The organism is Streptomyces sp. NPDC107528, assembly GCF_055639295.1.
The window spans coordinates 26,884-48,580 of sequence record NZ_JBVKAV010000001.1; the positions used below are offsets into that span (position 1 = coordinate 26,884).

Below are 21,697 nucleotides of genomic sequence, written 5' to 3' on the forward strand. Positions count from 1 at the left end.
GTGTCAGAACAGAAAGCTCTCGAAGACCTCCGTGTCGACGGAGGCAAGCCCGACAGGGTTGTTGTACGAGACGCCCTGGGCGTTGGAGTCGCCGTTGGGTTGTCCGGGTTCGCCTTTGGGGTGACGTCGGCCGGTAGTGGGCTCACGCTCTTGCAGACCTGTGCGCTCAGCCTGCTGGTGTTCACGGGGGCGTCGCAGTTCGCGCTGGTCGGGGCGCTGGCTGCCGGGGGTGGTCCGTGGACCGCGGCCGCCGGTGCGTTCTTCCTTGGCGTGCGTAATGCCTTTTATGGGCTGCGGTTGTCGCAGTTGCTGAGCCTCACGCGCGTGGTGCGGCCGTTCGCGGCGCAGTGGGTGATCGACGAGACGGCGGCAGTAGCGCTGGCGCAGCCGACTCGGCGCAGTGCGCGGATCGGGTTCGTGGTGACAGGGCTCAGTCTGTACGTGCTGTGGAACCTCACCACGCTGCTCGGTGGTCTCGGGGCGGAGGCCATGGGGGACACCGATGCCTGGGGGCTGGATGCGGCCGGGCCTGCCGTCTTCCTGGCGTTGCTCGCCCCGATGCTGAAGTCCGCGACCGAGCGGGCTGTCGCCGGCCTGGCTGTGGTGCTGGGACTCGGGTTGTTGCCTGTTCTGCCTGCAGGCGTTCCGGTGCTGGTTGCCGCCCTTGCTGCGCCGGTCGTGGTGTGGGCGCAGGGGCGGCGTCGGGGAGATGTGCGGGAGGGGGAGCTGTGAACACCTGGATTGCGATCGGCGTCACCGCCCTCGGCTGCTACGGCGTCAAGCTCGTCGGGCTCCTCGTGCCGGCGGGTGCTCTGGAGAGGCCTCTCGTACGGCGTCTGGCCGCCCTGTTGCCCGTCGCCCTCCTTGCCGCCCTCACAGCTCAGCAGACGTTCGGTGACGGGCAGGCGCTGGTACTGGACGCGAGGGTGGCCGGAGTCGCAGCGGCTGCTGTGGCGCTGGTCCTGCGGGCTCCGTTCCTGCTTGTCGTCGCGGCGGCCGTGCTGGTGACGGCAGGGGTGCGCGCCCTGGGTGGGTGAGGTTCGTCAGCCGATGTGGCGGCCGTATGCCCTGAGCGTGCGCAGTGCCTCCAGCGTCACCATGGGGCGGGCCTCGGAGGCGATGCTGGGCGCCCACTGATGCCGGCGGATCTGCCAGCCGCCGTCCTCCTGCTGCTGGCCGGCGAGGTGGTCGAGGGAGCGGCTCATCTCGTCGTCGGTGAACCACGCGCGCGCGAAGGAGCGCGGTGTCCGCGCGTAGTCGTGCGGGAAGTGGTGCTCGCCTGGGGCGTAGTCGGGGGAGGGCGGGTACGCGTCGAGACTGTCCGGCTCCAGTACCACCAGGCGCTGGTCGCGCACGAGGCGGCCCAAGCGGTCGGCGGCCGCCTCCGCGCGCGGGCGGTCGGGAACGGAGTCCAGGAAGGCCACGGCAGCCTCGATCTCGTACGGATGGGACTTCTCCAGGGATTCGACCGCCTGCCAGCAGAAGTCCGTGGCCCGGAACAGCCAGGCGTGCCACACCTCGTTGCGGTGCAGCAGTCCGACGACCGGTCCGGTGGCCAGGAGCGAGCTGGGAGCGTCGTCCACGATCGGCATGAAGGGAGCCGCCGGGTAGCCGCGCTGGCTGGGATGGATCGCCGGGAGGGCGCCGTCCGGCGTGGAGACCGAGGTGAGGTAGCGGCAGACACGATCCACGCGCTGTCCGCCGCAGCGCTCTACGGCGTCCAGGATGTGCAGGGCGTGACCGGTGTGCAGCGGCTGGCTGACCGGGCCGCGCAGATCGGGCTCCAGCGCGTGGCCGTACCCGCCGTCCTCATTGCGATAGGCGTCCAGCGCGGTCTCCACCGGGTCGGCGGAACCGTTCAGGAAGTGGTACGCGAAGAGACGCTGCTCGAGCACGCGCGCGCTGAGCCAGACGAACTGCTCGGCGCGGAAGAGCGGGGAGTGCGCCGAGGGCGTCGGGGGGAGTGCGGAAGCTCCTGTTTCGGGCATGCGTCAGACCGTAGGACGGAAAGCGGTCTCGACAAGGGGTCCCGGGGCAGGCCCACTCTCAGGGGCGGGATACTGGACGCATGCGGTTGACGGTCTTCTGGGAGCGGATGGCGGATCACTTCGGTCCGGGCTACGCCGACACCTTCGCACGCGATCACGTGATGACGGAGCTCGGCGGGTGCACGGTGCACGAGGCGCTGAACGCCGGCTGGGAGGCGAAGGACGTGTGGCGTGTGGTGTGTGGCGTCATGAACGTTCCGGGTGAGAAGCGCTGACCGGTCACGAAGATCGCAGGACCGAAGCCGTTTGTCGGTGGCGTGGGCGACACTGGCTCCGTGGCACGCACTGACGAGACCGGGCAGCTCGCCCGGCACGGATCCCCGTTCGGCACGACGCCGCCGACCCCGCCATCGGGCGAGGGCGGCACCGAGTCGAACGCCCGTATGCCTCGTTGGCTCCCGCGCGCCATGGTGCTCGCGCTGGCGCTCGTCGGCGCGTTCCAGCTGGGCAGCTGGGCGTTTCACCAGCTCACGGGGCTGTTGATCAACGTCCTCATCGCGTTCTTCCTGGCTCTCGCCATCGAGCCCGCAGTGAGCTGGATGGCTGCGCGCGGTATGCGCCGCGGACTGGCCACCGGGATCGTCTTCCTCGCCGTGATCGTCGCGTCCGCCGGATTCGTGACCCTGCTCGGGTCCATGCTCGCGGGCCAGATCATCAAGATCGTCGAGGACTTCCCGAACTACCTCGACTCCGTCATCAACTGGATCAACGCGCACTTCAACACCGAGCTGCGCCGCGTGGACGTCCAGGAGGGCTTGCTCCGTTCCGACTGGCTGCGCAACTACGTGCAGAACAGCGCCACCGGGGTCCTGGCCGTGTCCGCACAGGTCCTCGGCGGTCTCTTCCAACTGCTGACGATCACGCTGTTCTCGTTCTACTTCGCCGCGGACGGCCCGCGACTGCGCCGCGCGCTGTGCTCCGTGCTGCCGCCGGCCAAGCAGGCCGAGGTACTGCGCGCGTGGGAGATCGCCGTCACCAAGACCGGCGGGTACCTGTACTCGCGCGGCCTCATGGCGCTCGTCTCCGGCGTGGCCCACTACATCCTGCTCGCGAGCCTGGATGTGCCGTACGCGCCCGTGCTCGCGGTGTGGGTCGGCCTGGTCTCGCAGTTCATCCCCACCATCGGCACGTATCTCGCGGGCGCCCTGCCCATGCTGATCGCCTTCACGGTCGATCCCTGGTACGCGCTGTGGGTGCTGATCTTCGTCGTGGTCTACCAGCAGTTCGAGAACTATGTGCTGCAGCCCAAGCTGACCTCGAAGACCGTCGACATCCACCCCGCGGTCGCCTTCGGTTCGGTCGTCGCCGGCACCGCCCTCCTCGGCGCGGTGGGCGCCCTGATCGCCATTCCGGCGATCGCCACGCTGCAGGCGTTCCTGGGGGCGTACGTGAAGCGGTACGACGTCACCGACGACCCCCGAGTGCACGGGCACCACCGGGGACGGAGAGCGGGGCGGGGTCTGGTCGCCCGCGCGCGGGCGCTGTGGGCCCCGCGGCCGGGAGCGGCCGAGCCAGGGGCGAAGACGGAGGACCCCGGGGAGAACTCCTCCTGAGGAGGAGCCGACGCCCGCGGGCTCCTCGCGGGGGCCGCCTTCGCCAGGCGCTTCAGGCAGGAGCATGGGCCGTGGAGCCCGGGGCGGAAGCCGGGCAATCCGCCCCGAGGAGCGGGCTGTCGGCCGGGAATCCGAGGCTGTGTCAGGCCGCGGACGTAGTCTCGTAGGTGCCGTGTGGTGCGCTTGACACGAAAATCGAACATCCATTCTGATGGAGGCATCGAAGAGGCGCTCGGCGGGCATTTCGCCAGGGTTTCGGTGGAGAAGTGACCGAGTTATCCACAGGCCGGACAGGCGTCGGGGCCCATTGTCAGTGGCAGGCGTTAGCGTCTTTGACGTGAAGCGATCGACTCAAGCAAATCGGGTGGAACCCATGGCAGGAACCGACCGCGAGAAGGCCCTGGACGCCGCGCTCGCACAGATTGAACGACAGTTCGGCAAGGGCGCAGTGATGCGCCTGGGCGAGCGGCCGAACGAGCCCATCGAGGTCATCCCCACCGGGTCGACCGCGCTCGACGTCGCCCTCGGCGTCGGCGGCCTGCCGCGCGGCCGCGTGGTGGAGGTGTACGGACCGGAATCCTCCGGTAAGACCACGCTGACCCTGCACGCGGTGGCCAACGCGCAGAAGGCCGGCGGTCAGGTCGCCTTCGTGGACGCGGAGCACGCCCTCGACCCCGAGTACGCGAAGAAGCTCGGCGTCGACATCGACAACCTGATCCTCTCGCAGCCCGACAACGGCGAGCAGGCCCTGGAGATCGTGGACATGCTGGTCCGCTCCGGCGCCCTCGACCTCATCGTCATCGACTCCGTCGCCGCGCTCGTCCCGCGCGCGGAGATCGAGGGCGAGATGGGCGACAGCCACGTCGGTCTGCAGGCCCGACTGATGAGCCAGGCCCTGCGGAAGATCACCAGCGCGCTCAACCAGTCGAAGACCACCGCGATCTTCATCAACCAGCTCCGCGAGAAGATCGGCGTGATGTTCGGCTCCCCGGAGACCACGACCGGTGGCCGGGCGCTGAAGTTCTACGCCTCGGTGCGTATCGACATCCGCCGCATCGAGACCCTGAAGGACGGCACGGACGCGGTCGGCAACCGCACCCGCTGCAAGGTAGTCAAGAACAAGGTCGCGCCGCCCTTCAAGCAGGCCGAGTTCGACATCCTCTACGGCCAGGGCATCAGCCGCGAGGGCGGCCTGATCGACATGGGCGTCGAGCACGGCTTCGTCCGCAAGGCCGGCGCCTGGTACACGTACGAGGGCGACCAGCTCGGCCAGGGCAAGGAGAACGCACGTAACTTCCTGAAGGACAACCCCGACCTGGCCAACGAGATCGAGAAGAAGATCAAGGAGAAGCTGGGCGTCGGCGTACGGCCCGAGGAGCCGGCCGCCGAGCCGGGCGCGGACGCCGCGGTCGCCGCCACCCCGGACGACGCCGCGAAGACGGTGCCCGCTCCGGCGGCGGCCAAGACGGCCAAGACCAAGGCCGCGGCAGCCAAGAGCTGATCCGTACGGTGCCTGATTCAAAAGCGTGGCGAACCGACTGGGCCGAGTCCGCCCGCCCCGACGTTTCGCATGAGCGGGGAAGGGGCGGCGACGGCCACGGGGGAGATATGGACCGGGGTAGCTACGACGGAGAAACCGCTCGGGGTGGTTACGGGGGATACGGCAGTGCGGCGTCGTACGGCACGAAGAGGCCGTACGACGACGGGCCGAGCGAGGGCATGCCGGGCGGTGGTGACTGGCCGGGCGACGGCATCCAGGGCAGCAGCGAGCGGCCCGAGGGCGGCTCGGCGGACGGCGGTGGATACGCCGGCGGCAGCTCGCGCCGGGGTGGCCGCAGGATGCGTGGTGAGGGCGGCTCGGCCGCAGGGCGTGGGCGCCGTCGGCGCGGCTTCGGGGAGTCGCCCGGTGAAGACGGAGGCGCCCCCTCCTCGTCGAGGGCCGAGAAGGGGGACCTTCCGGCGGACCCGGTGGAGCAGGCGCGGGCGATCTGCCTACGCCTGCTCACCGGGACCCCGCGGACGCGGAAGCAACTCGCGGACGCCCTGCGCAAGCGGGAGATCCCGGACGAGGCCGCCGAGGAGGTGCTCTCGCGGTTCGAGGAGGTCGGCCTCATCAACGACAGTGCGTTCGCGGATGCCTGGGTGGAGTCCCGGCACCACGGCCGGGGTCTCGCCAGACGCGCGCTCGCCCAGGAACTGCGCACCAAGGGCGTCGATTCCACACTGATCGACGCGGCCGTTTCGCAGCTCGACTCCGAGCAGGAAGAGACGACCGCACGCGAACTCGTCGCCCGCAAGCTGCGCTCCACGCGCGGGCTCGACCGCGACAAACGCCTGCGCCGCCTCGCGGGCATGCTCGCTCGCAAGGGCTATCCCGAGGGCCTGGCCCTCCGGGTGGTCCGGCAGGCGCTGGAGCAGGAGGGCGAGGACACGGAGTTCCTCGAGGGCGAGGGGTTCTGACCCCGGCAGGAGACATGGACGTGGGCGAGGGTCCGCGACCGCAGGATTCCGGCGCCGGACACGGTGGACGCGCGGGGGCGCCCATCGCGTTCGGGCCGGGATCACCGACCTAGACGTCCGCCCCTGGCCCCGAGGTCACCGGAAGCCCAGCCGCCCGCCACGCCTGGAACCCGCCGACCAGGTCGGTGGCCCGGTTCAGCCCCAGTCGCCGTAGCGACTCGGCCGCCAGACTGGACGCGTAGCCCTCGTTGCAGATCACCACGACCCGCAGGTCGTGGCCGGTGGCCTCGGGGGCGCGGTGGCTGCCCTGCGGGTCGAGCCGCCACTCCAGTTCGTTGCGCTCGACGACCAGGGCGCCGGGGATCAGACCGTCCCGCTCCCGCAGGGCCGCGTACCGGATGTCGACCAGCAGCGCCTCGCCGCCCTGAGTGGCCTCGTACGCCTCCCGAGGCTCGATCCGCTCGTAGACCGCGCGCACCCGCTCCAGCAATTCGTCGATGCCGATGGGCCGTTCGTCCACGCCGCGTCCAACCACGTCACTCACGCCTGTCTCCCACTCGCCCCCACCGACCGGCGACTCGCCTACCCCGCCCGGCAACTCGCTCACACCGACCGCGGCACTTGCCTTCAACTCACCGCTGCCAACCTGCCATTCGCTCGGACCTCGCACCACAGGTTCGCTTCCGGCCAGCCCGCTCACTGCCAGTCCTCCGGACGTTCCACCTGCTCAAGGCGCAGGATCGGCCCGCTGCGGCTGAAACGGCGGATCTGCGGCAGGGGTGGGTAGTAGGCGTGAACCGAGATCGCATGCCGGTCGGGGGACTCGTTGAGCACCTCGTGCACATGGTGGTGGCCGAAGGAGCGGCCCTTTCCGGCGGGCAGCCGCCGTTCCCGGTCGACGTCATCCGTCAGTTCCAGTGTCTTCCAGCCGTCGGCGGGCAGCCGGACGGCGAGTGAGTGCTCCTTGAGCTCACCGGCCGCCGTCACGAAGGCCCCGGCCGAGTCGGCGTGGTCGTGCCAGCCGGTGCCCGTTCCGGGGGGCCAGCCGATCAACCAGGCCTCGCTGCCGCCGGGACCCTCGAGCCGTACCCAGGTACGGCCCTCGGGGTCGAGCGGGAGCGAGGTGACCAACTCGGTGTCGGCCGCCGTGCGCCGTACGAAGTCGAGCAGGTCCGCCTGGGTCGGCGCGGAGCCCGGCGCGGAAACCCGCGCAGGAGCCGGCGCGGAGTTTGGCTTGGCGCCGGGCTCGGACGCGGCGACGGCGGTGGGGGAGGCGGCAGAGGGTACGGACACGGGCACCGTCCTGAAGAGAGTTCGCGAAGAGCGCGCGACAGCACATGCGGCAGAGTCAGCAGTGGTGCGCGCGGGAAAGGGGATGCGAGTTCAGCAGGACGGGCGACACACGCAGCCCGCATAGCGGACGAGGTCCATATGGACCCTCCGCCACAGGCGCACACAGGTGTCGGTCACGATCCGGAGTACACCACGCCGGTGCGGACCGGTCAACTCACTGTCACTATGCGGACCGCACCGTGACAGTGAGTGCTGCCATCCGGTGAGGTCGGGCTTATACGGCCGGGTCAGCGCGAGTTCTCTTCGACGTCAGCGCGAGCCGGCCGTAGCCCCGGCCTCCGCCGCCGCGGTCCCGGCTTCCGCCTCCGCCGCGCCGGCCGGTGCCTTGACCGGTCCGCCCAGCGCTGCCTCGGCCGCCGCGTACAGATCGGTCGGCCGCACCCCGCTCAATGCCGTCACCAGATGACCGTCGGGCCGCACCAGCAGGACCGAATGCGCGGCCGCCCCCGGATAGGCCTCCGCGACCAGCAACTCGGCTCGGTACGGCAGTGCCGTCACCGCGGCCGCCAGCCGAGGCATGATCCCGGCGGTCGCCCAGTGCTTGCGCTCCCAGACGCCAGTGCCCGGCGCGATCAGCAGGACCAGCAGCGCGCCGCGCCCGAGCCGGTCGCGCAGTTGTACGAAGGAACCGTCCTCCGCAGTGACCCGCACGTCCACGACCGGTGCACCGCGCGGCGTGTCCACCGGGACCTCGCCCTCCAGGGGCCCGGGCGCGAGCGGCGACCCGGCGTACGTCCCCAGCGCACCGATCGCGCCGTGCCCCAGGTGGCCGTCCATCAGCAGCGTGTCATGACCCCGGGCCGAGCCGGGGACGTAGGCACGCAGCCCACCGCCGCCACGCAGCAGCGGCAGCGCCTGGTCCGCGGCACGCAGTCGGGTGGCGACGACGGCGCGCCGCTCCGCCTGGTAGCTGTCGAGCAGTGCCTCGTGCGGCCCGTGGTGCCAGGCCGGTGCCAGCTTCCAGGCGAGGTTGTCGGCGTCCCGCAGCCCCTCGTCGAGACCGTGGGTGCCGAGCGTGCCGAGGCAGTGTGCCGCGTCCCCGGCGATAAAGACGCGCCCCACGCGCCAGCGGCGGGCCAGCCGGTGGTGGACCGTGTGAACTCCGGTGTCGAGGAGCTCGTACGGCGGTGTCGGCCCGCCGGTCCAGCCGGCGAGCGTCTCCCGGATGCGAGCCACCACCAGCTCCGGCGTGACCAGGTCCTTGCCCGGCGGCAGCAGCCAGTCCAGGCGCCACACCCCGTCCGGGAGCGGGCGTCCGGTGACCTCCCCAGCCGAAGGTCCGGACATCCGCCACGGCGGCATCCGATGAAGCAACGCCTGACCGTCCCACGGAAGTTCCGCACGCAGCGCAGCCACGGCGTGTCGCTCCACGGCCGTACGGCCGGGAAAGCGGATGTCCTGGAGTTTGCGCACGGTCGAGCGCGGGCCGTCGCAGCCCACCAGGTAACTGCCCCGCCACCAAGTTCCCTTGGGGCCGCGCGTGTGGGCGGTGACGCCCGACGGCTCCTGCTCGACGGCGTCCAGGCGGCTGTCCACGGCGATCCTGACGAGCGGTTCGCCTTCGAGGGCCGAGCGCAGGGCGCCGGTCAGCACGTGCTGGGCGATGTGCAAGGGGGCGGGGTTCGTGACGCCCTCGGGCTCGTTCGCCGCGTCGTCGAACGTGACCTCGCGCATCACCTGCTTGCGCCGCATCGCCCGCCATCCGGCCCAGCGGGCGCCGGCCTCGGCGATGGGCACGCCCGTCAGGCGCTCCATGAGGGCGGTGGTGTCCTCGCGCAGGACGACTGAGCGCGCGAGGCGGGGTTCGTCCTTGCCGGGCCCCTCGTCGAGTACGACGGACGGCACTTCCTGACGGGCCAGCGCCAGGGCGAGCGTGAGCCCCACGGGCCCCGCTCCGACGATGATCACCGGGTCCACGGCGCGGCGCCCCCTGCCCGCAGCGGTGTCCCGAGGGACGCAAGTGAACAGAAAGTTGGAGCAGGGTGCACGATCACAGAACGTATGCAACCCATTGCCGGTGCTTGCGTCAAGTGAGGGAGGGCAGTGGCGATCACGCCCTCGGCCATTCGGCACTCAGCCCGTCAGGGACCGGTGACGAGCGCTCCAATGACACTACCTGTGGAGGTGTGTGCCCACGGCGGGACACGGGAGCGGACGAAATAGGAAGTAGGCCCTAGGCTGCATCTCGCGTCTGGATGTCCCGCGCCAGCCAGGCGACGTGGGCGACGTGGACACGACTGGCGACGTCCAACTTCGTGCGAATTGCTCGGACGTGGTCCTTCACTGTCTCGGGACTGATGATCAGGTGTCCCGCGATCTGACGGTTTGACAATCCACGACCGATAAGCTCCAAAACTTCTCGCTCTCTTTGGCTCAATCGGTGGACCAGTTCTAGAGCAGACTGCTCTTGAGATGTCCTGGATTCTGGGGTGAGGCAGCGGATCACCGGCTCCGATATTTCGCTCGGAATTATAATTAACCCGTTCAGGATCGCTGGGAGGGCCCAGGATATGTGTTTTGTGACAGTTTCCTGGAGAAGGATCCCAGCCGCCCCTACTGCCAGGATGCGCCGAATATCATTCTCTGGAAGCTGGTCGACAACGACGAGAAGCGGAATTCCAGGATGCCCCTGTCTGGTGTGCTTCAGGGCGTCAATGGAGTTCTGCATCCAAAGATGACTGCTGATGACGACGTCAGGCTCTCCCTTACCTTCGACGCCAACCCTCAGCGATGGCTGCGATTCCAAAATTGCATGGAGATTTTCACGGAATGAATTCCCGTCATTGATTACTTTGATTCGCATTCCGCGCCCCCGATGGCTTGGTGATTTGCGGAACCTGGATATTGCTGGCCACCTGGTCAGGGCGACCTGTTTAGGCTATTTTTTCGCTCGATTGACTCAACGTCAAGGGTATATCGAGAGGCGTGTCGGCATGATTTATTCACTTGCAGTCAACTTTGCTAATTATCATCAACAAATGAACCTTTGCCTCGAATGGCATGTCTAGGTAGTGTCGCACATTTGTCGCTGATGCCCGATTGGGTCATCCTGTTGCCGGGGTGCGGCTTCCCCCCCCCGAAAAGGGGATATCGGACGGGTGGTCCGCCGCTGTGTAATAGGTGCGCGGCTCGCCAGTTTGGCGAACCGGAGTTGTTTGAAATGGAAATAGTCCCTGAGAGGGGATGAAGGATGCCATTGTCAGTCTCACGAAGCCGACCGCTCCGTATCTTGGCTCGGCGCAGTTCGCTCGTACTTGCGGGTGCCCTCCTTGCCTCTTCGGCAACGATGGTGACGGCGACCCCAGCTGCGGCCGCAGGCTGCACCGCACCCAAACTGAAAGTTTGGTATGACTCGGATCAGTTTGGGACGTACCTGAAAGCCTGGTTCAAGACAAACCCCGGCTGCACGTCGAGAGTGCTGAAATTGCGGGGGGAAATCTATTGCGGGGACCCCGTCAAGAAGGTCTACGACAAGAACACCAAGGGGAGGGCGCCACTGGAAACGGAAACGAAGACTCTGCCGCCCAAGAACAAGTGCCAGAAGTTCGTCGCCAAGGCCGTTATCAATTATTACGTCGGTGAGGACTTCGATGACATGTGGACGTGGAAGTGGGGTGACTACCCGGCATGACCAGACGCCGTGCAATCGCTGATTCGGGTGGCGCAGTCCCAGCCGTGACCAAGGAACCTCAGATGTCCCATTCTCGCAGTAGGCTGCGTACGAGACTCGCGGTGCTTGCGACTTCCCTTGCGGTAATGACCAGCGCTTTCGCCATCGCACCCGCAGCGGCCGACGATGTCGATGCCATCTACCTCGGCACGCGCAAGGGCAAGGTCAGTCTCGGTCTCCCCACGAAGTGGGAATACTCCGACAAGCAGTACCGCAGCCTGATGATGAGCAACACGCGTAACCACTACTTTCGCGTGACCTACAAAGGTTGCCAGGAATGGCGGGTCCGTATTTCCGTGGCTCATCCCCGCGGTGGATATACCGAAGATGAGACCACAGTGGCGGGGTGCAACAAGACCGCTGTGGTCAGCACTATCGGCAAGATGAATGCCAACGTCACCCTCGGTATCACCCTTACCGTGAGCGGAGACACTCATAGCGTCTCGGTCAAGCCCATCAACTGACCTATTGGGGCGGAACCCTGGTGGCAGGTTCGGGGGGCAGTGGCGAACGTGCCACTGCCCCCCGGTCTGTCTCCTGCCGGCTGGCTATTTCTCGGCACCGGTCCCGAAGGAGCCGCCGACTGCCGCGGGGTTGAGTTCCTCCATGTCTTCGGCACTGAGTACCGCACCCGTGCTCTTCTTACTGCGCCGCAGCCTGCGTTCCAGCCAGCTCGCGAAGCTCGTCAAGGCGAAGTTGATCACAATGAAGATCACGGCCACGACGGTGAAGCTGGCGATGGTGTTTGCGCCGTAGTACGAACTCATCGGGCTCACGGCGGCGATCAGGTCGGGGAACGTGAGGACCGCGCCGCCGAGGGCGGTGTCCTTCACGATCACGACCAGTTGGCTAACAATCGCCGGCAGCATAGCGGTGACTGCCTGAGGGAGCAGGATCGACGTCATGGTCTGGGTCTTGCGCAGACCGACCGCATGCGCGGCCTCCGTCTGGCCCTTGGGAAGAGCGAGGATGCCGGCACGGACGATCTCCGCGAGCACCGCTGCGTTGTAGAGCACCAGGCCTGTGACGACCGCGTACAGGGGGCGGTCGTCGGAGCTGACGTTCGTGTACTCGGAGTACAGGGCCACGCCGAAGATCATCAGGATCAGCACCGGGATGGCACGGAAGAATTCCACGATCATGCCGACCGGCACCCGGATCCAGGCATGGTCCGAGAGGCGTGCAATGCCGAGAACGGCGCCGAGCGGTAGCGCGATGACCATCGCGAGAGCCGCCGCGATCACGGTGTTTTTCAGGCCGGGCAGGAGGTACGTCGTCCATGCCTCGCTGCCGGAGAAGAAGGGTTTCCACTTCTCCCAGTCCAACTGGCCCTTGTCGTCGAGGCTCATGTACACCCACCACATGAGCGCGGCCAGCGCGACTAGGAACAGACCCGTGAAGAGTACGTTGCGCCTCTTGGCCCGCGGGCCCTGGGCGTCGTACAGGACTGAGGTCATCGCTTCACCGCCACCTTCTTGCCCACCCAGCCCAGGATCAAGCCGGTCGGCAGCGTCAGGCACACGAAGCCGAACGCGAAGATCGCGGAGATCAGCAGGAGTTGCGCCTCGTTCTCGATCATGTCCTTCATCAAGAAGGCAGCTTCGGCCACGCCGATTGCGGCAGCGACCGTGGTGTTCTTGGTGAGTGCGATCAGTACGTTGGTGAGCGGACCGACGACCGAACGGAACGCCTGCGGCAGCACGATCAGCGTCAGGACCTGGGTGAAGCTCAGTCCGATTGCGCGGGCTGCCTCCGCCTGGCCGACCGGAACGGTGTTGATGCCGGAGCGGATCGCCTCGCAGACGAACGCCGAGGTGTAGGCGATCAGACCGAGTACCGCAAGCCGGAAGTTGATGGACTCGAACCTGTCCGCACCCAGGCTGATACCGAGGGTCTGGTTGAGGCCCAACGAGGTGAACAGGATGATCACGGTCAGCGGGATGTTCCGCACCACGTTGACGTACGAGGTGCCGAAGCCCCGCATCAGAGGCACTGGGCCGACGCGCATGGCGGCCAGCAGGGTTCCCCATACCAGGGAGCCAACGGCGGAGAGCAGGGTGAGCTGCACCGTCACCCAGAAGGCTCCCAGCAGGTCATAACCTTTTAGAAAGTCGAACACGATCTCCCGCGCTTCCGCGTGTGGATTGGGCCCGTTGCGCCGCCCCAACGGGCGGCGCAACCATCAGGCGCTGATTCAGCTCTTGATGTCGCCGATCTTCGGCGCGGGCTCGTTCTGGTAGTTCGCGGGACCGAAGTTCGCCTTCACGGCCGCGTCCCAGGACTTGTCGGCGACCATGTCCTCCAGAGCCGTGTTGATCTTGTCCTTGAGGTCGCTGCCCTTCTTGACGCCAATGCCGTAGTTCTCGTTGGTCATCTTGAACCCGCCGAGCTTGAACTTGTCCTTGAAGTTCGCCTGGGAGGCGTAGCCGGCAAGGATGGAGTCGTCGGTTGTCAGCGCGTCGATGGCCTTGTTCTGCAGGCCACTCAGGCAGGCCGAGTACGTCGGGTACGTCTGCAGGTCGGCCTCGGGTGCCAGCTTGTCCTTGACGTTCTGCGCCGAGGTCGAGCCTGCCACCGAGCACAGCTTCTTGTTGTTGAGGTCGGACGGCGACTTGATCGAGTTGTCGTCGGCTCGGACCAGCACATCCTGGTGGGCCAGCAGGTACGGGCCAGCGAAGTCGACCTTCCCCTGGCGCTCAGGGGTGATCGAGTAGGAGGCGGCGATGAAGTCGACGTCACCGCGCTGCAGCATGGTCTCGCGGTCAGCGCTCTTCGCTTCCTTCCACTCGATCTGGTCCTCGGTGTAGCCGAGCTTCTTGGCGACGTACGTGGCGACGTCGACGTCGAAGCCGGAGTAACCCTGCGGCGTCTTCTGCCCGACGCCCGGCTGGTCGAACTTGATGCCGACGGTGATCTTCTTGTCGCCGCCCCCGGAGCCCGACCCGCTGTCGCTGTCGCCGTCACCACCACAAGCGGTGGCGGTGAGAGCGAGGACGACGGCAGCGGCGGCCGCGGCGGAGGCCTTGCGGAGCTTCATGGTGAACATCCTTTGCGTGATGAAGAGATGCGTGCCGTCAGGTGCGGCGGTTGACGCAGGTCGTCGGCTGCGTGACGCAGTCCGTCAGTGGGGCGGGATCCGTCAGTGATGCAGGATCTTGGACAGGAAGTCCTTGGCGCGGTCGCTGCGCGGGTTGCTGAAGAACTGGTCCGGCACAGCTTCTTCGACGATCTTGCCGTCCGCCATGAACACCACCCGGTTGGCGGCCGAACGGGCGAAGCCCATCTCATGGGTGACGACGATCATGGTCATGCCGTCCCGGGCGAGCTGCTGCATGACCTCCAGGACCTCGTTGATCATCTCCGGGTCGAGAGCCGACGTCGGCTCGTCGAAGAGCATGACCTTGGGGTCCATGGCCAGCGCTCGGGCGATGGCCACACGCTGCTGCTGGCCGCCGGAGAGCTGGGCAGGATACTTGTCCGCCTGGCTGGCCACGCCCACCCGGTCGAGCAGGGCGCGGGCCTTGTCCTCGGCGGCCTTCTTGTCGGTCTTGCGGACCTTGATCTGTCCCAGCATCACGTTCTCGAGCACGGTCTTGTGCGCGAAAAGGTTGAAGGACTGGAAGACCATTCCGACGTCGGCGCGCAGCTTGGCAAGCGCCTTGCCCTCGGCGGGCAGCGGCTTGCCGTCGATGGCGATCGCGCCGGAGTCGATCGTCTCGAGGCGGTTGATGGTGCGGCACAGGGTGGACTTGCCGGACCCGGAGGGTCCGATGACCACGACGACCTCACCGCGGGCGATCGTCAGGTCGATGTCCTGGAGCACGTGCAATGCGCCAAAGTGCTTGTTCACGTTCTTCAGGACGACCAGGTCGCCGGTCGCGGCCGCATCTTCCTTGGCCACCGATACTTCGGTCATCGCTCTCAGGCTCCGTCCTCCTCGGTTTCGGAGGACAGTAGTAACCGTATCCGACCTGCGTCATTAGTTCTGAGGGGAATCTGAGCATCACGATCCGATAGCAATCGGACACGTGTCGTAGCACTTGCGACCTGGGCGCGTACCGGCTGGATAACGGAAGCCGCGAGCAACCGGAACCCACTTGACGGCGTCATCGTCCATCAGCGTGACTTCCTTGGTGCACACGCGCGCGTGCACGCACTGTGTACCTGTCCGAATCGTACGTCCGATGAACCGAAGGAGGCCGGGATGAGACTGCTCCTCGTCGAGGACGACAACCACGTCGCCGCCGCGCTGTCCGCGGTCCTGGCACGTCACGGTTTCGACGTCACGCACGCGCGTAGCGGCGAGGAGGCCCTCCAGGCGCTCGTCCCCGAGGGCAACGGCTTCGGTGTCGTCCTCCTCGACCTCGGTCTGCCCGACCAGGACGGTTACGAGGTCTGCGGCAAGATCCGCAAGCGCACCAGCACCCCGGTGATCATGGTCACCGCACGCTCGGACGTCCGTTCGCGTATTCATGGCCTCAACCTCGGTGCCGACGACTATGTAGTGAAGCCGTACGACACCGGAGAGCTGCTCGCCCGGATCCACGCCGTCAGCCGGCGCACCGTCCAGGAGGACACCGTTACGGGCGGCGAGGGCGTGCTGCGCATGGGTGCCGTGCACATCGAGCTGAACACGCGCCAGGTGAGCGTCGACGGTTCGGTAATCCAACTGACCCGCAAGGAGTTCGATCTCCTCGCCCTGCTCGCCCAGCGCCCCGGTGTGGTCTTCCGTCGGGAGCAGATCATCAGCGAAGTGTGGCGCACGAGTTGGGAGGGGACCGGGCGCACTCTTGAGGTGCATGTGGCGTCCCTGCGCGCCAAGCTGCGCATGCCGGCGCTGATCGAGACCGTACGCGGCGTCGGCTATCGACTCGTCGCCCCGGCCTCGTAGCGGGCAAGGGTGCGCACTCGTCTTCTCCCGCTGCTCATCATCCTGATGGCGGCCGTCCTGCTTGCCCTCGGCGTACCGCTGGCCGTCAGCCTGGCTGCGGCCCAGCAGCAGAAGCTGGTCGTCGACCGTATCGACGACACCGCGTACTTCGCGGCCATCGCACGGCCCGCCGCCGACACCGCCAGCTCCGGGTCCCGCGACGAGCTGCGCATCCTCAGCCGGGAACTCGAGAGCTACTACGAGGTCTACGGCATCCGGGCCGGCGTCTTCCTGCCCAACGACACGCCCCTGGCCAACGGGCCGACGACGTGGTTCCTGCCCGAGACCGGTGAGGAGCGCGAGGCCTTCGAGGAGTCGCTGCTGAGCCGGCGCAGTCACGACCCCAAGCAGGTGTGGCCCTGGCAGCGCAACCGGCTCGTCATCGCCTCGCCGGTCATCCGGGACGGTGACGTCGTCGCGGTCGTGGTCACCGACTCGCCCACCGGACAGATGCGGTCGCGGATCCTGCACGGCTGGCTGATCATCGGCGCGGGCCTGACGGCCGCGATGCTGGTGGCCGTCGGGGCCGCCCTCCGGCTGACCGGCTGGGTGCTCAGGCCGGTGCGTGTGCTGGATGTGACCACGCACGAGATCGCGAGCGGCCGCCTGAAGTCCCGCGTCGCGGTCGCCAGCGGTCCGCCGGAACTTCGGCGGCTGGCCCGGTCGTTCAACGAGATGGCGGACAACGTCGAGGACGTGCTGGAGCAGCAGCGCGCCTTCGTCGCGGACGCCTCCCACCAGCTGCGCAACCCCCTCGCGGCGCTGCTGCTGCGGATCGAACTACTCGCTTTCGAGCTACCGGAGGGCAACGAGGAGATCGCTTCGGTGCAGGCTGAGGGCAAGCGCCTGGCGCAGGTCCTGGACGATCTGCTCGACCTGGCCCTGGCCGAGCACACCGCGGCCGACCTCCGGCTGACCGACGTCGGCGCGCTGACCGCCGAGCGCGTCGCGGCCTGGGCGCCGACTGCCCAGGCCAAGGGCGTGCAGCTGGTGGGGACCTGCCCGCCCACCACCGCTTGGGCCGACCCGGTGGCACTGTCCAGCGCGCTGGACGCGGTGATCGACAACGCGGTCAAGTTCACGCCCGAGGACGAGCGCGTCGAGGTGACCGTCACGTCCAACGGCAGCACGTCGACGATCGAGGTGACCGACAACGGCCCCGGCCTCACCGACGAGGAACTCGCTCGCGTCGGCGACCGCTTCTGGCGCAGTGGACGGCACCAGAACATCAAGGGCTCGGGCCTGGGCCTGTCGATCTCGCGGGCGCTGCTCGCTGCGGGCGGCGGCTCGATCTCGTACGGCCGTCATGAGCCGCACGGACTGCGGGTGACGGTGGCGGTGCCCAGGTCGGGGCCGACGCCTTAGCGCGCCCTGGCGGGGTTGAAAGCCTTAGCGCGCCCTGGCGGGGTTGAAAGCCTTAGCGTGCGCTGGTCGGCTGACAGCCTTGGCGCGCCCTGGGGGCTGACATGGGCCAGTCCGGCTGTTGGACGGCTTCCGTGGACCCGTTTCTGCGGTTCCGCAGAGCTCTACGGCTTCACCGAGCGGTAGTAGTTCCGGGCCCCGGTGTGCAGGGTCAGGGGGTTGGTGTAGATCGCCGTGCGCAGGTCGACGAGTTGGGCGGAGTGGACGTGGGCGCCGATGCCGTCGCGACTCTTGATCACCGTCCGGGTCAGCCATTCGGTGAGCCGGGGATCCATGTCCTTGCGGGTGATCAGCAGGTTGGAGACGGCGATCGTGGGCACCGTGTCGCCGTTCTGGATGGTCGGATAGGCCGACTCCGGCATGTTGGTCGCGCGGTAGAAGTGGGCCGCGTCGCCCTGGGCGTGCACCTTGGCGACGAGGCCGGCGTCGATCGGCACGAACCGGAACGCGGAGGTCTCGGCGATCTGCTCCAGCCCGCCCGTGGGCACCCCGCCCGACCAGAAGAACGCGTCGAGCTCGTGCCCCAGCCGCTTGGGCCCGGTGTCGATACCGTCCGACCTGGGCGTGATGTCCTTCTCCGGGTCGATGCCGGCGGCCTCCAGCACGCGCGTGGCGATCAGCCGCACGCCGGAGTTGGGCAGCCCTATGGCCACCCGCTTGCCCTTGAGGTCCGCGACGGAGCGGATGTCCGAGTCCGGCGGGACGACGAGCTGCACGTAGTCGTCGTACAGGCGGGCGACGCCGCGCAGCCGGTCCATGACGGGCTTGCCGTCGATCCGGTACGTGTCCACCGCGTCGGCGGCGGCGATCGTGAAGTCGGCCTTGCCGGTCGCCACACGCTCGACGTTCTCCTGCGACCCGGCACTGGTCAGCAGTCGCACCTTCAGCTGTGGCATGTCCTTGGCGAGCTCCTCGCGCAGCAGCTCGCCGTACTCCTGGTAGACCCCCGCGCGCGTGCCCGTGCTGAACGTGATCGTCCCGCTCGGCGTCTCCTCACCGAGGGGCAGCAGCCACCACAGCAGCAACCCGAGGGTCACGAACCCGGCGGCCGCGCCCTGCAGGGCCCGGCGCCTGCTGATGCGGGTGAGTGCCTTGGACATGCCTGCGATCCTGCCAGCCGGAACGCGGTGCTGACCAGGGCAGAGGTCACAGGCGGGCGGTGCGGACGGGGCGGGGAGGGCCGGCGACCGGCAGCGATCGGGCTCCGCGGGCGGCCCGCGGCAGCACCTTGGACGGCGGCCGCATCCGCGGTCACGACGGTCGGACCTGGTTGTCCCATCCGCCGCGAGGGTCGTCGGGACCCGACCGTCGGACTCCACTGTCCGACCCCACTGTCGGACCGGACTGTCCGACCCCACTGTCGGACCGGACTGTCAGACCCGGCCGATAAAGTCGCCGCATGAGTTCCTCTCCCGCCGACCTGGTCCGTGAATTCCACCTCGCCTTCGGTCTCGATGCCCGCAGTACACCGACCGAGGTCCCCGCGGAACTCGCCGCCCACCGTGGGGAACTGCTCGCCGAGGAGGCCGCCGAGGTCGCCGAGGTCTCCGTCACCGGCCCGCTCGACAAGCTCGCGCACGAGCTGGCCGACGTGGTCTACGTCGCGTACGGCACGGCCCTGGTCCACGGCATCGACCTCGACGCCGTCCTGGCCGAGATCCACCGCTCCAACATGACCAAGCTGGGCCCCGACGGCCGGGTCGCCCGCCGGGCCGACGGCAAGGTCCTCAAGGGTGAGCACTACGAGGTGCCGGACGTGTCGAGCGTGCTGCGCCGCCAGGGATGGGGCGTCGACGGGGCCTGACCGCGCGGCGACGGACGGTCGGGCGCTGACGGCGTGACCGTCTCGGGCCGGGGCAACGGGCCTTCACGACCGCATACCCTTGTCCCATGAGCAGCAGTGACCGGAGCCAGGCAGTGGGCGTGAAGACATACGAGGTGCGCACCTACGGGTGCCAGATGAACGTCCACGATTCCGAGCGATTGTCCGGGCTGCTCGAAGACGCCGGTTACGTACGCGCTCCCGAGGGCTCGGACGGGGACGCGGACGTCGTCGTCTTCAACACCTGCGCGGTCCGCGAGAACGCCGACAACAAGCTGTACGGCAACCTCGGCCATCTCGCGCCGATGAAGACCAAGCGGCCCGGCATGCAGATCGCGGTCGGCGGCTGCCTGGCGCAGAAGGACCGCGACACCATCGTGAAGCGGGCGCCCTGGGTGGACGTCGTCTTCGGCACGCACAACATCGGCAAGCTGCCCGTCCTGCTGGAACGCGCGCGCGTGCAGGAGGAGGCGCAGGTCGAGATCGCCGAGTCGCTGGAGGCGTTCCCGTCGACGCTGCCGACCCGGCGCGAGAGCGCCTACGCGGCCTGGGTGTCGATCTCCGTCGGCTGCAACAACACCTGCACCTTCTGCATCGTCCCGGCCCTGCGCGGCAAGGAGAAGGACCGTCGGCCCGGCGACATCCTCGCCGAGGTCGAGGCACTGGTCGCCGAGGGCGTCAGCGAGATCACGCTGCTCGGCCAGAACGTCAACGCCTACGGCTCCGACATCGGCGACCGCGAGGCGTTCAGCAAGCTGCTGCGGGCCTGCGGGACCATCGACGGCCTGGAGCGCGTCCGCTTCACGTCCCCGCACCCGCGCGACTTCACGGACGACGTCATCGCCGCCATGGCCGAGACGCCGAACGCGATGCCGCAGCTGCACATGCCGCTCCAGTCCGGCTCGGACACGGTCCTGAAGGCGATGCGCCGCTCCTACCGTCAGGAGCGCTACCTGGGGATCATCGAGAAGGTCCGCGCCGCCATCCCGCACGCCGCGATCACAACCGACATCATCGTGGGCTTCCCCGGCGAGACCGAGGAGGACTTCGAGCAGACGCTGCACGTGGTCCGCGAGGCCCGCTTCGCGCAGGCGTTCACCTTCCAGTACTCCAAACGCCCCGGCACCCCCGCGGCCACCATGGAGAACCAGATCCCCAAGAAGGTCGTCCAGGCGCGCTACGAGCGTCTCGTGGCCCTCCAGGAGGAGATCTCCTGGGACGAGAACAAGAAGCAGGTCGGCCGGACGTTCGAGCTGATGGTCGCCGAGGGCGAGGGCCGCAAGGACGGCGCCACCCACCGCCTGTCCGGGCGCGCCCCCGACAACCGCCTGGTCCACTTCACCAAGCCGGAGCAGGAGGTCCGCCCCGGCGACGTGGTCACCGTCGAGATCACGTACGCCGCCCCGCACCACCTCCTCGCCGAGGGGCCCGTCCTGGACGTGCGCCGCACGCGCGCGGGTGACGCGTGGGAGAAGCGCAACGCCGCCGAGGCCGCCCAGTCGGCGGGCGTGATGCTCGGCCTCCCGAAGATCGGCGTCCCGGCTCCGCTGCCGGTGGCGGCGGGGAGCGGCTGCGGCTGCGACTGAGGTGCGCGCGCTCCTCGACTGACCGAGTGCCGCGCAGTCCTCGACTGACCCGAGTGCTGATCGAGGAGTGACACCCTGCCGACCCGCAGGGTTACCCTGCCCATCATGCTTGTCGCTGCCGCAGTCTGCCCCTGCCCGCCTCTCCTCGTCCCGCAGGTCGCCGAGGGCGGCGCGCCCGAGCTGGACGCCGCGCGGGCGGCGTGCACGGACGCGCTCGGCGTCCTCGCAGCCGCCCGGCCCGACCTTCTCGTGGTGGTCGGCCCCGCCGAGGAGGGCGGGCACGGGACGTACGAGGAAGGTACGCCGGGCTCGTTCCGGGGGTTCGGCGTGGACGCCGACGTACGTCTCGGGGCGGAGTCGGCTGAGGAGCCTCAGCGCTCGCTGCCGACCTCGCTCGCCGTCGCGGCGTGGCTGCTGGAGCGAACCGCGTGGTCGGACGCCCCGATCGAGGGCCTCGGTGTGGGGGAACCTCTCGAGGCCGAGCGGTGTATTGATATCGGAAGGGACATCGCCGCCCAGGCCGACCGGGTGGCGCTGCTGGTGATGGGCGACGCCAGCGCCTGCCGCACGCTCAAGGCTCCCGGTTACCTCGACGAGCGGGCGGCACCTTTCGACGCGTCCGTCGCGCGTGCCCTGGGCAAGGCGGACGTGGCCGCCCTCAAGGAGCTGGACAGCGAGCTCGCACGCGAGCTGAAGGCCTCCGGCCGAGCCCCCTGGCAAGTCCTTGCGGGCGCTGCCGAGGAGGCGGGCCTAGCGGGCGCCTTGCTGTACGAGGACGCGCCTTACGGCGTGGGGTACTTGGTCGCGACCTGGTCGTAGCCCCCATCTGCCGGGTCGTGGCGCCCATCGACGC

At 68.3% G+C, this 21,697-nt stretch carries 24 protein-coding genes; 13 read left to right on the plus strand and 11 right to left on the minus strand.

The features are described 5' to 3' along the window. Both ACZ7L5_RS00090 and ACZ7L5_RS00095 read left to right on the plus strand, forming a co-directional pair. Positions 1–732, plus strand: coding sequence for an AzlC family ABC transporter permease (locus ACZ7L5_RS00090; RefSeq protein ID WP_471513039.1), 732 nt, complete (start codon positions 1–3; stop codon positions 730–732). Beyond that, positions 729–1,037 (plus strand): AzlD domain-containing protein, encoded by a 309-nt coding sequence (locus tag ACZ7L5_RS00095; protein ID WP_365062552.1) that lies wholly within the window; start codon positions 729–731, stop codon positions 1,035–1,037. The genes ACZ7L5_RS00090 and ACZ7L5_RS00095 overlap by 4 nt, the downstream gene beginning before the upstream one ends. A gap of 6 nt (positions 1,038–1,043) precedes the next feature. On the opposite strand, the gene ACZ7L5_RS00100 is transcribed toward ACZ7L5_RS00095, so the two are convergent. Continuing rightward, entirely contained in the window at positions 1,044–1,988 is a 945-nt protein-coding gene (locus tag ACZ7L5_RS00100; protein WP_471513041.1) for a hypothetical protein, read from the minus strand. Between the two features lie 80 nt (positions 1,989–2,068). Between ACZ7L5_RS00100 and ACZ7L5_RS00105 the strand changes: the two genes are divergently transcribed. The 4 genes from ACZ7L5_RS00105 to recX all read left to right on the plus strand — a co-directional run bounded on the left by ACZ7L5_RS00105 (position 2,069) and on the right by recX (position 6,061). After that, a complete protein-coding gene (locus tag ACZ7L5_RS00105) occupies positions 2,069–2,263 on the plus strand; it encodes a DUF3046 domain-containing protein (protein ID WP_471513043.1) in 195 nt (64 codons plus the stop codon). 60 nt (positions 2,264–2,323) lie between these two features. Continuing rightward, a complete protein-coding gene (locus ACZ7L5_RS00110; RefSeq protein ID WP_471513045.1) occupies positions 2,324–3,601 on the plus strand; it encodes an AI-2E family transporter in 1,278 nt (425 codons plus the stop codon). Between the two features lie 373 nt (positions 3,602–3,974). Next, complete coding sequence (recA, locus tag ACZ7L5_RS00115; RefSeq protein ID WP_363042080.1) at positions 3,975–5,102, plus strand: recombinase RecA; 1,128 nt, start codon at positions 3,975–3,977, stop codon at positions 5,100–5,102. Between the two features lie 107 nt (positions 5,103–5,209). After that, entirely contained in the window at positions 5,210–6,061 is an 852-nt protein-coding gene (recX, locus tag ACZ7L5_RS00120) for a recombination regulator RecX (RefSeq protein ID WP_471513048.1), read from the plus strand. Positions 6,062–6,170: 109 nt separating this feature from the next. Here recX and ACZ7L5_RS00125 read toward each other — a convergent pair whose 3' ends face one another. The 5 genes from ACZ7L5_RS00125 to ACZ7L5_RS00145 all read right to left on the minus strand — a co-directional run bounded on the left by ACZ7L5_RS00125 (position 6,171) and on the right by ACZ7L5_RS00145 (position 10,217). Then, a complete protein-coding gene (locus tag ACZ7L5_RS00125; RefSeq protein WP_471513050.1) occupies positions 6,171–6,605 on the minus strand; it encodes a rhodanese-like domain-containing protein in 435 nt (144 codons plus the stop codon). 152 nt (positions 6,606–6,757) lie between these two features. After that, a complete protein-coding gene (locus ACZ7L5_RS00130) occupies positions 6,758–7,354 on the minus strand; it encodes a cupin domain-containing protein (protein WP_471513052.1) in 597 nt (198 codons plus the stop codon). 90 nt (positions 7,355–7,444) lie between these two features. Further along, positions 7,445–7,531 carry a putative leader peptide gene (locus ACZ7L5_RS00135; protein ID WP_313960178.1) on the minus strand — a complete coding sequence of 29 codons (87 nt, stop codon included), beginning with the start codon at positions 7,529–7,531 and terminating at the stop codon, positions 7,445–7,447. 132 nt (positions 7,532–7,663) lie between these two features. Continuing rightward, positions 7,664–9,331 carry an FAD-dependent monooxygenase gene (locus tag ACZ7L5_RS00140; protein WP_471513054.1) on the minus strand — a complete coding sequence of 556 codons (1,668 nt, stop codon included), beginning with the start codon at positions 9,329–9,331 and terminating at the stop codon, positions 7,664–7,666. Between the two features lie 256 nt (positions 9,332–9,587). Beyond that, the gene (locus ACZ7L5_RS00145; protein ID WP_471513055.1) at positions 9,588–10,217 is read right to left on the minus strand and encodes a response regulator transcription factor; all 630 of its coding nucleotides are present in this window, start codon (positions 10,215–10,217) and stop codon (positions 9,588–9,590) included. 483 nt (positions 10,218–10,700) lie between these two features. Between ACZ7L5_RS00145 and ACZ7L5_RS00150 the strand changes: the two genes are divergently transcribed. Beyond that, positions 10,701–11,045 carry a hypothetical protein gene (locus ACZ7L5_RS00150; RefSeq protein WP_471513056.1) on the plus strand — a complete coding sequence of 115 codons (345 nt, stop codon included), beginning with the start codon at positions 10,701–10,703 and terminating at the stop codon, positions 11,043–11,045. 125 nt (positions 11,046–11,170) lie between these two features. After that, positions 11,171–11,548, plus strand: a complete 378-nt coding sequence (locus ACZ7L5_RS00155) for a hypothetical protein (protein WP_471513058.1) — start codon at positions 11,171–11,173, stop codon at positions 11,546–11,548. Positions 11,549–11,632: 84 nt separating this feature from the next. Here the strand turns inward: ACZ7L5_RS00155 and ACZ7L5_RS00160 are convergent, their stop codons facing one another. The 4 genes from ACZ7L5_RS00160 to ACZ7L5_RS00175 all read right to left on the minus strand — a co-directional run bounded on the left by ACZ7L5_RS00160 (position 11,633) and on the right by ACZ7L5_RS00175 (position 15,000). Next, positions 11,633–12,541: an amino acid ABC transporter permease gene (locus ACZ7L5_RS00160; RefSeq protein WP_471513059.1), complete on the minus strand. Its 909-nt coding sequence runs from the start codon at positions 12,539–12,541 to the stop codon at positions 11,633–11,635. Then, positions 12,538–13,203, minus strand: coding sequence for an amino acid ABC transporter permease (locus ACZ7L5_RS00165; protein WP_471514455.1), 666 nt, complete (start codon positions 13,201–13,203; stop codon positions 12,538–12,540). Before ACZ7L5_RS00165 ends, ACZ7L5_RS00160 begins: the two co-directional genes overlap by 4 nt. Before the next feature lie 75 nt (positions 13,204–13,278). Then, positions 13,279–14,121: a glutamate ABC transporter substrate-binding protein gene (locus ACZ7L5_RS00170; RefSeq protein ID WP_471513060.1), complete on the minus strand. Its 843-nt coding sequence runs from the start codon at positions 14,119–14,121 to the stop codon at positions 13,279–13,281. A gap of 102 nt (positions 14,122–14,223) precedes the next feature. Next, complete coding sequence (locus tag ACZ7L5_RS00175; RefSeq protein WP_328422621.1) at positions 14,224–15,000, minus strand: amino acid ABC transporter ATP-binding protein; 777 nt, start codon at positions 14,998–15,000, stop codon at positions 14,224–14,226. Positions 15,001–15,288: 288 nt separating this feature from the next. On the opposite strand from ACZ7L5_RS00175, the gene ACZ7L5_RS00180 reads away from it, so the two are divergent. Then, the gene (locus tag ACZ7L5_RS00180; protein ID WP_471513062.1) at positions 15,289–15,975 is read left to right on the plus strand and encodes a response regulator transcription factor; all 687 of its coding nucleotides are present in this window, start codon (positions 15,289–15,291) and stop codon (positions 15,973–15,975) included. A gap of 9 nt (positions 15,976–15,984) precedes the next feature. Further along, the gene (locus ACZ7L5_RS00185) at positions 15,985–17,379 is read left to right on the plus strand and encodes a sensor histidine kinase (protein ID WP_363042098.1); all 1,395 of its coding nucleotides are present in this window, start codon (positions 15,985–15,987) and stop codon (positions 17,377–17,379) included. 161 nt (positions 17,380–17,540) lie between these two features. Here ACZ7L5_RS00185 and ACZ7L5_RS00190 read toward each other — a convergent pair whose 3' ends face one another. Then, positions 17,541–18,536 (minus strand): TAXI family TRAP transporter solute-binding subunit, encoded by a 996-nt coding sequence (locus ACZ7L5_RS00190; RefSeq protein ID WP_363042100.1) that lies wholly within the window; start codon positions 18,534–18,536, stop codon positions 17,541–17,543. Positions 18,537–18,835: 299 nt separating this feature from the next. On the opposite strand from ACZ7L5_RS00190, the gene ACZ7L5_RS00195 reads away from it, so the two are divergent. The 3 genes from ACZ7L5_RS00195 to ACZ7L5_RS00205 all read left to right on the plus strand — a co-directional run bounded on the left by ACZ7L5_RS00195 (position 18,836) and on the right by ACZ7L5_RS00205 (position 21,663). Beyond that, on the plus strand, positions 18,836–19,240 hold the full coding sequence (locus ACZ7L5_RS00195; protein WP_471513065.1) for a pyrophosphohydrolase domain-containing protein: 405 nt from the start codon (positions 18,836–18,838) through the stop codon (positions 19,238–19,240). Between the two features lie 86 nt (positions 19,241–19,326). Further along, positions 19,327–20,844: a tRNA (N6-isopentenyl adenosine(37)-C2)-methylthiotransferase MiaB gene (gene miaB / locus ACZ7L5_RS00200; protein ID WP_471513067.1), complete on the plus strand. Its 1,518-nt coding sequence runs from the start codon at positions 19,327–19,329 to the stop codon at positions 20,842–20,844. 105 nt (positions 20,845–20,949) lie between these two features. Then, positions 20,950–21,663 carry a class III extradiol dioxygenase subunit B-like domain-containing protein gene (locus ACZ7L5_RS00205; RefSeq protein ID WP_471513069.1) on the plus strand — a complete coding sequence of 238 codons (714 nt, stop codon included), beginning with the start codon at positions 20,950–20,952 and terminating at the stop codon, positions 21,661–21,663. Positions 21,664–21,697 lie beyond the last annotated feature (34 nt).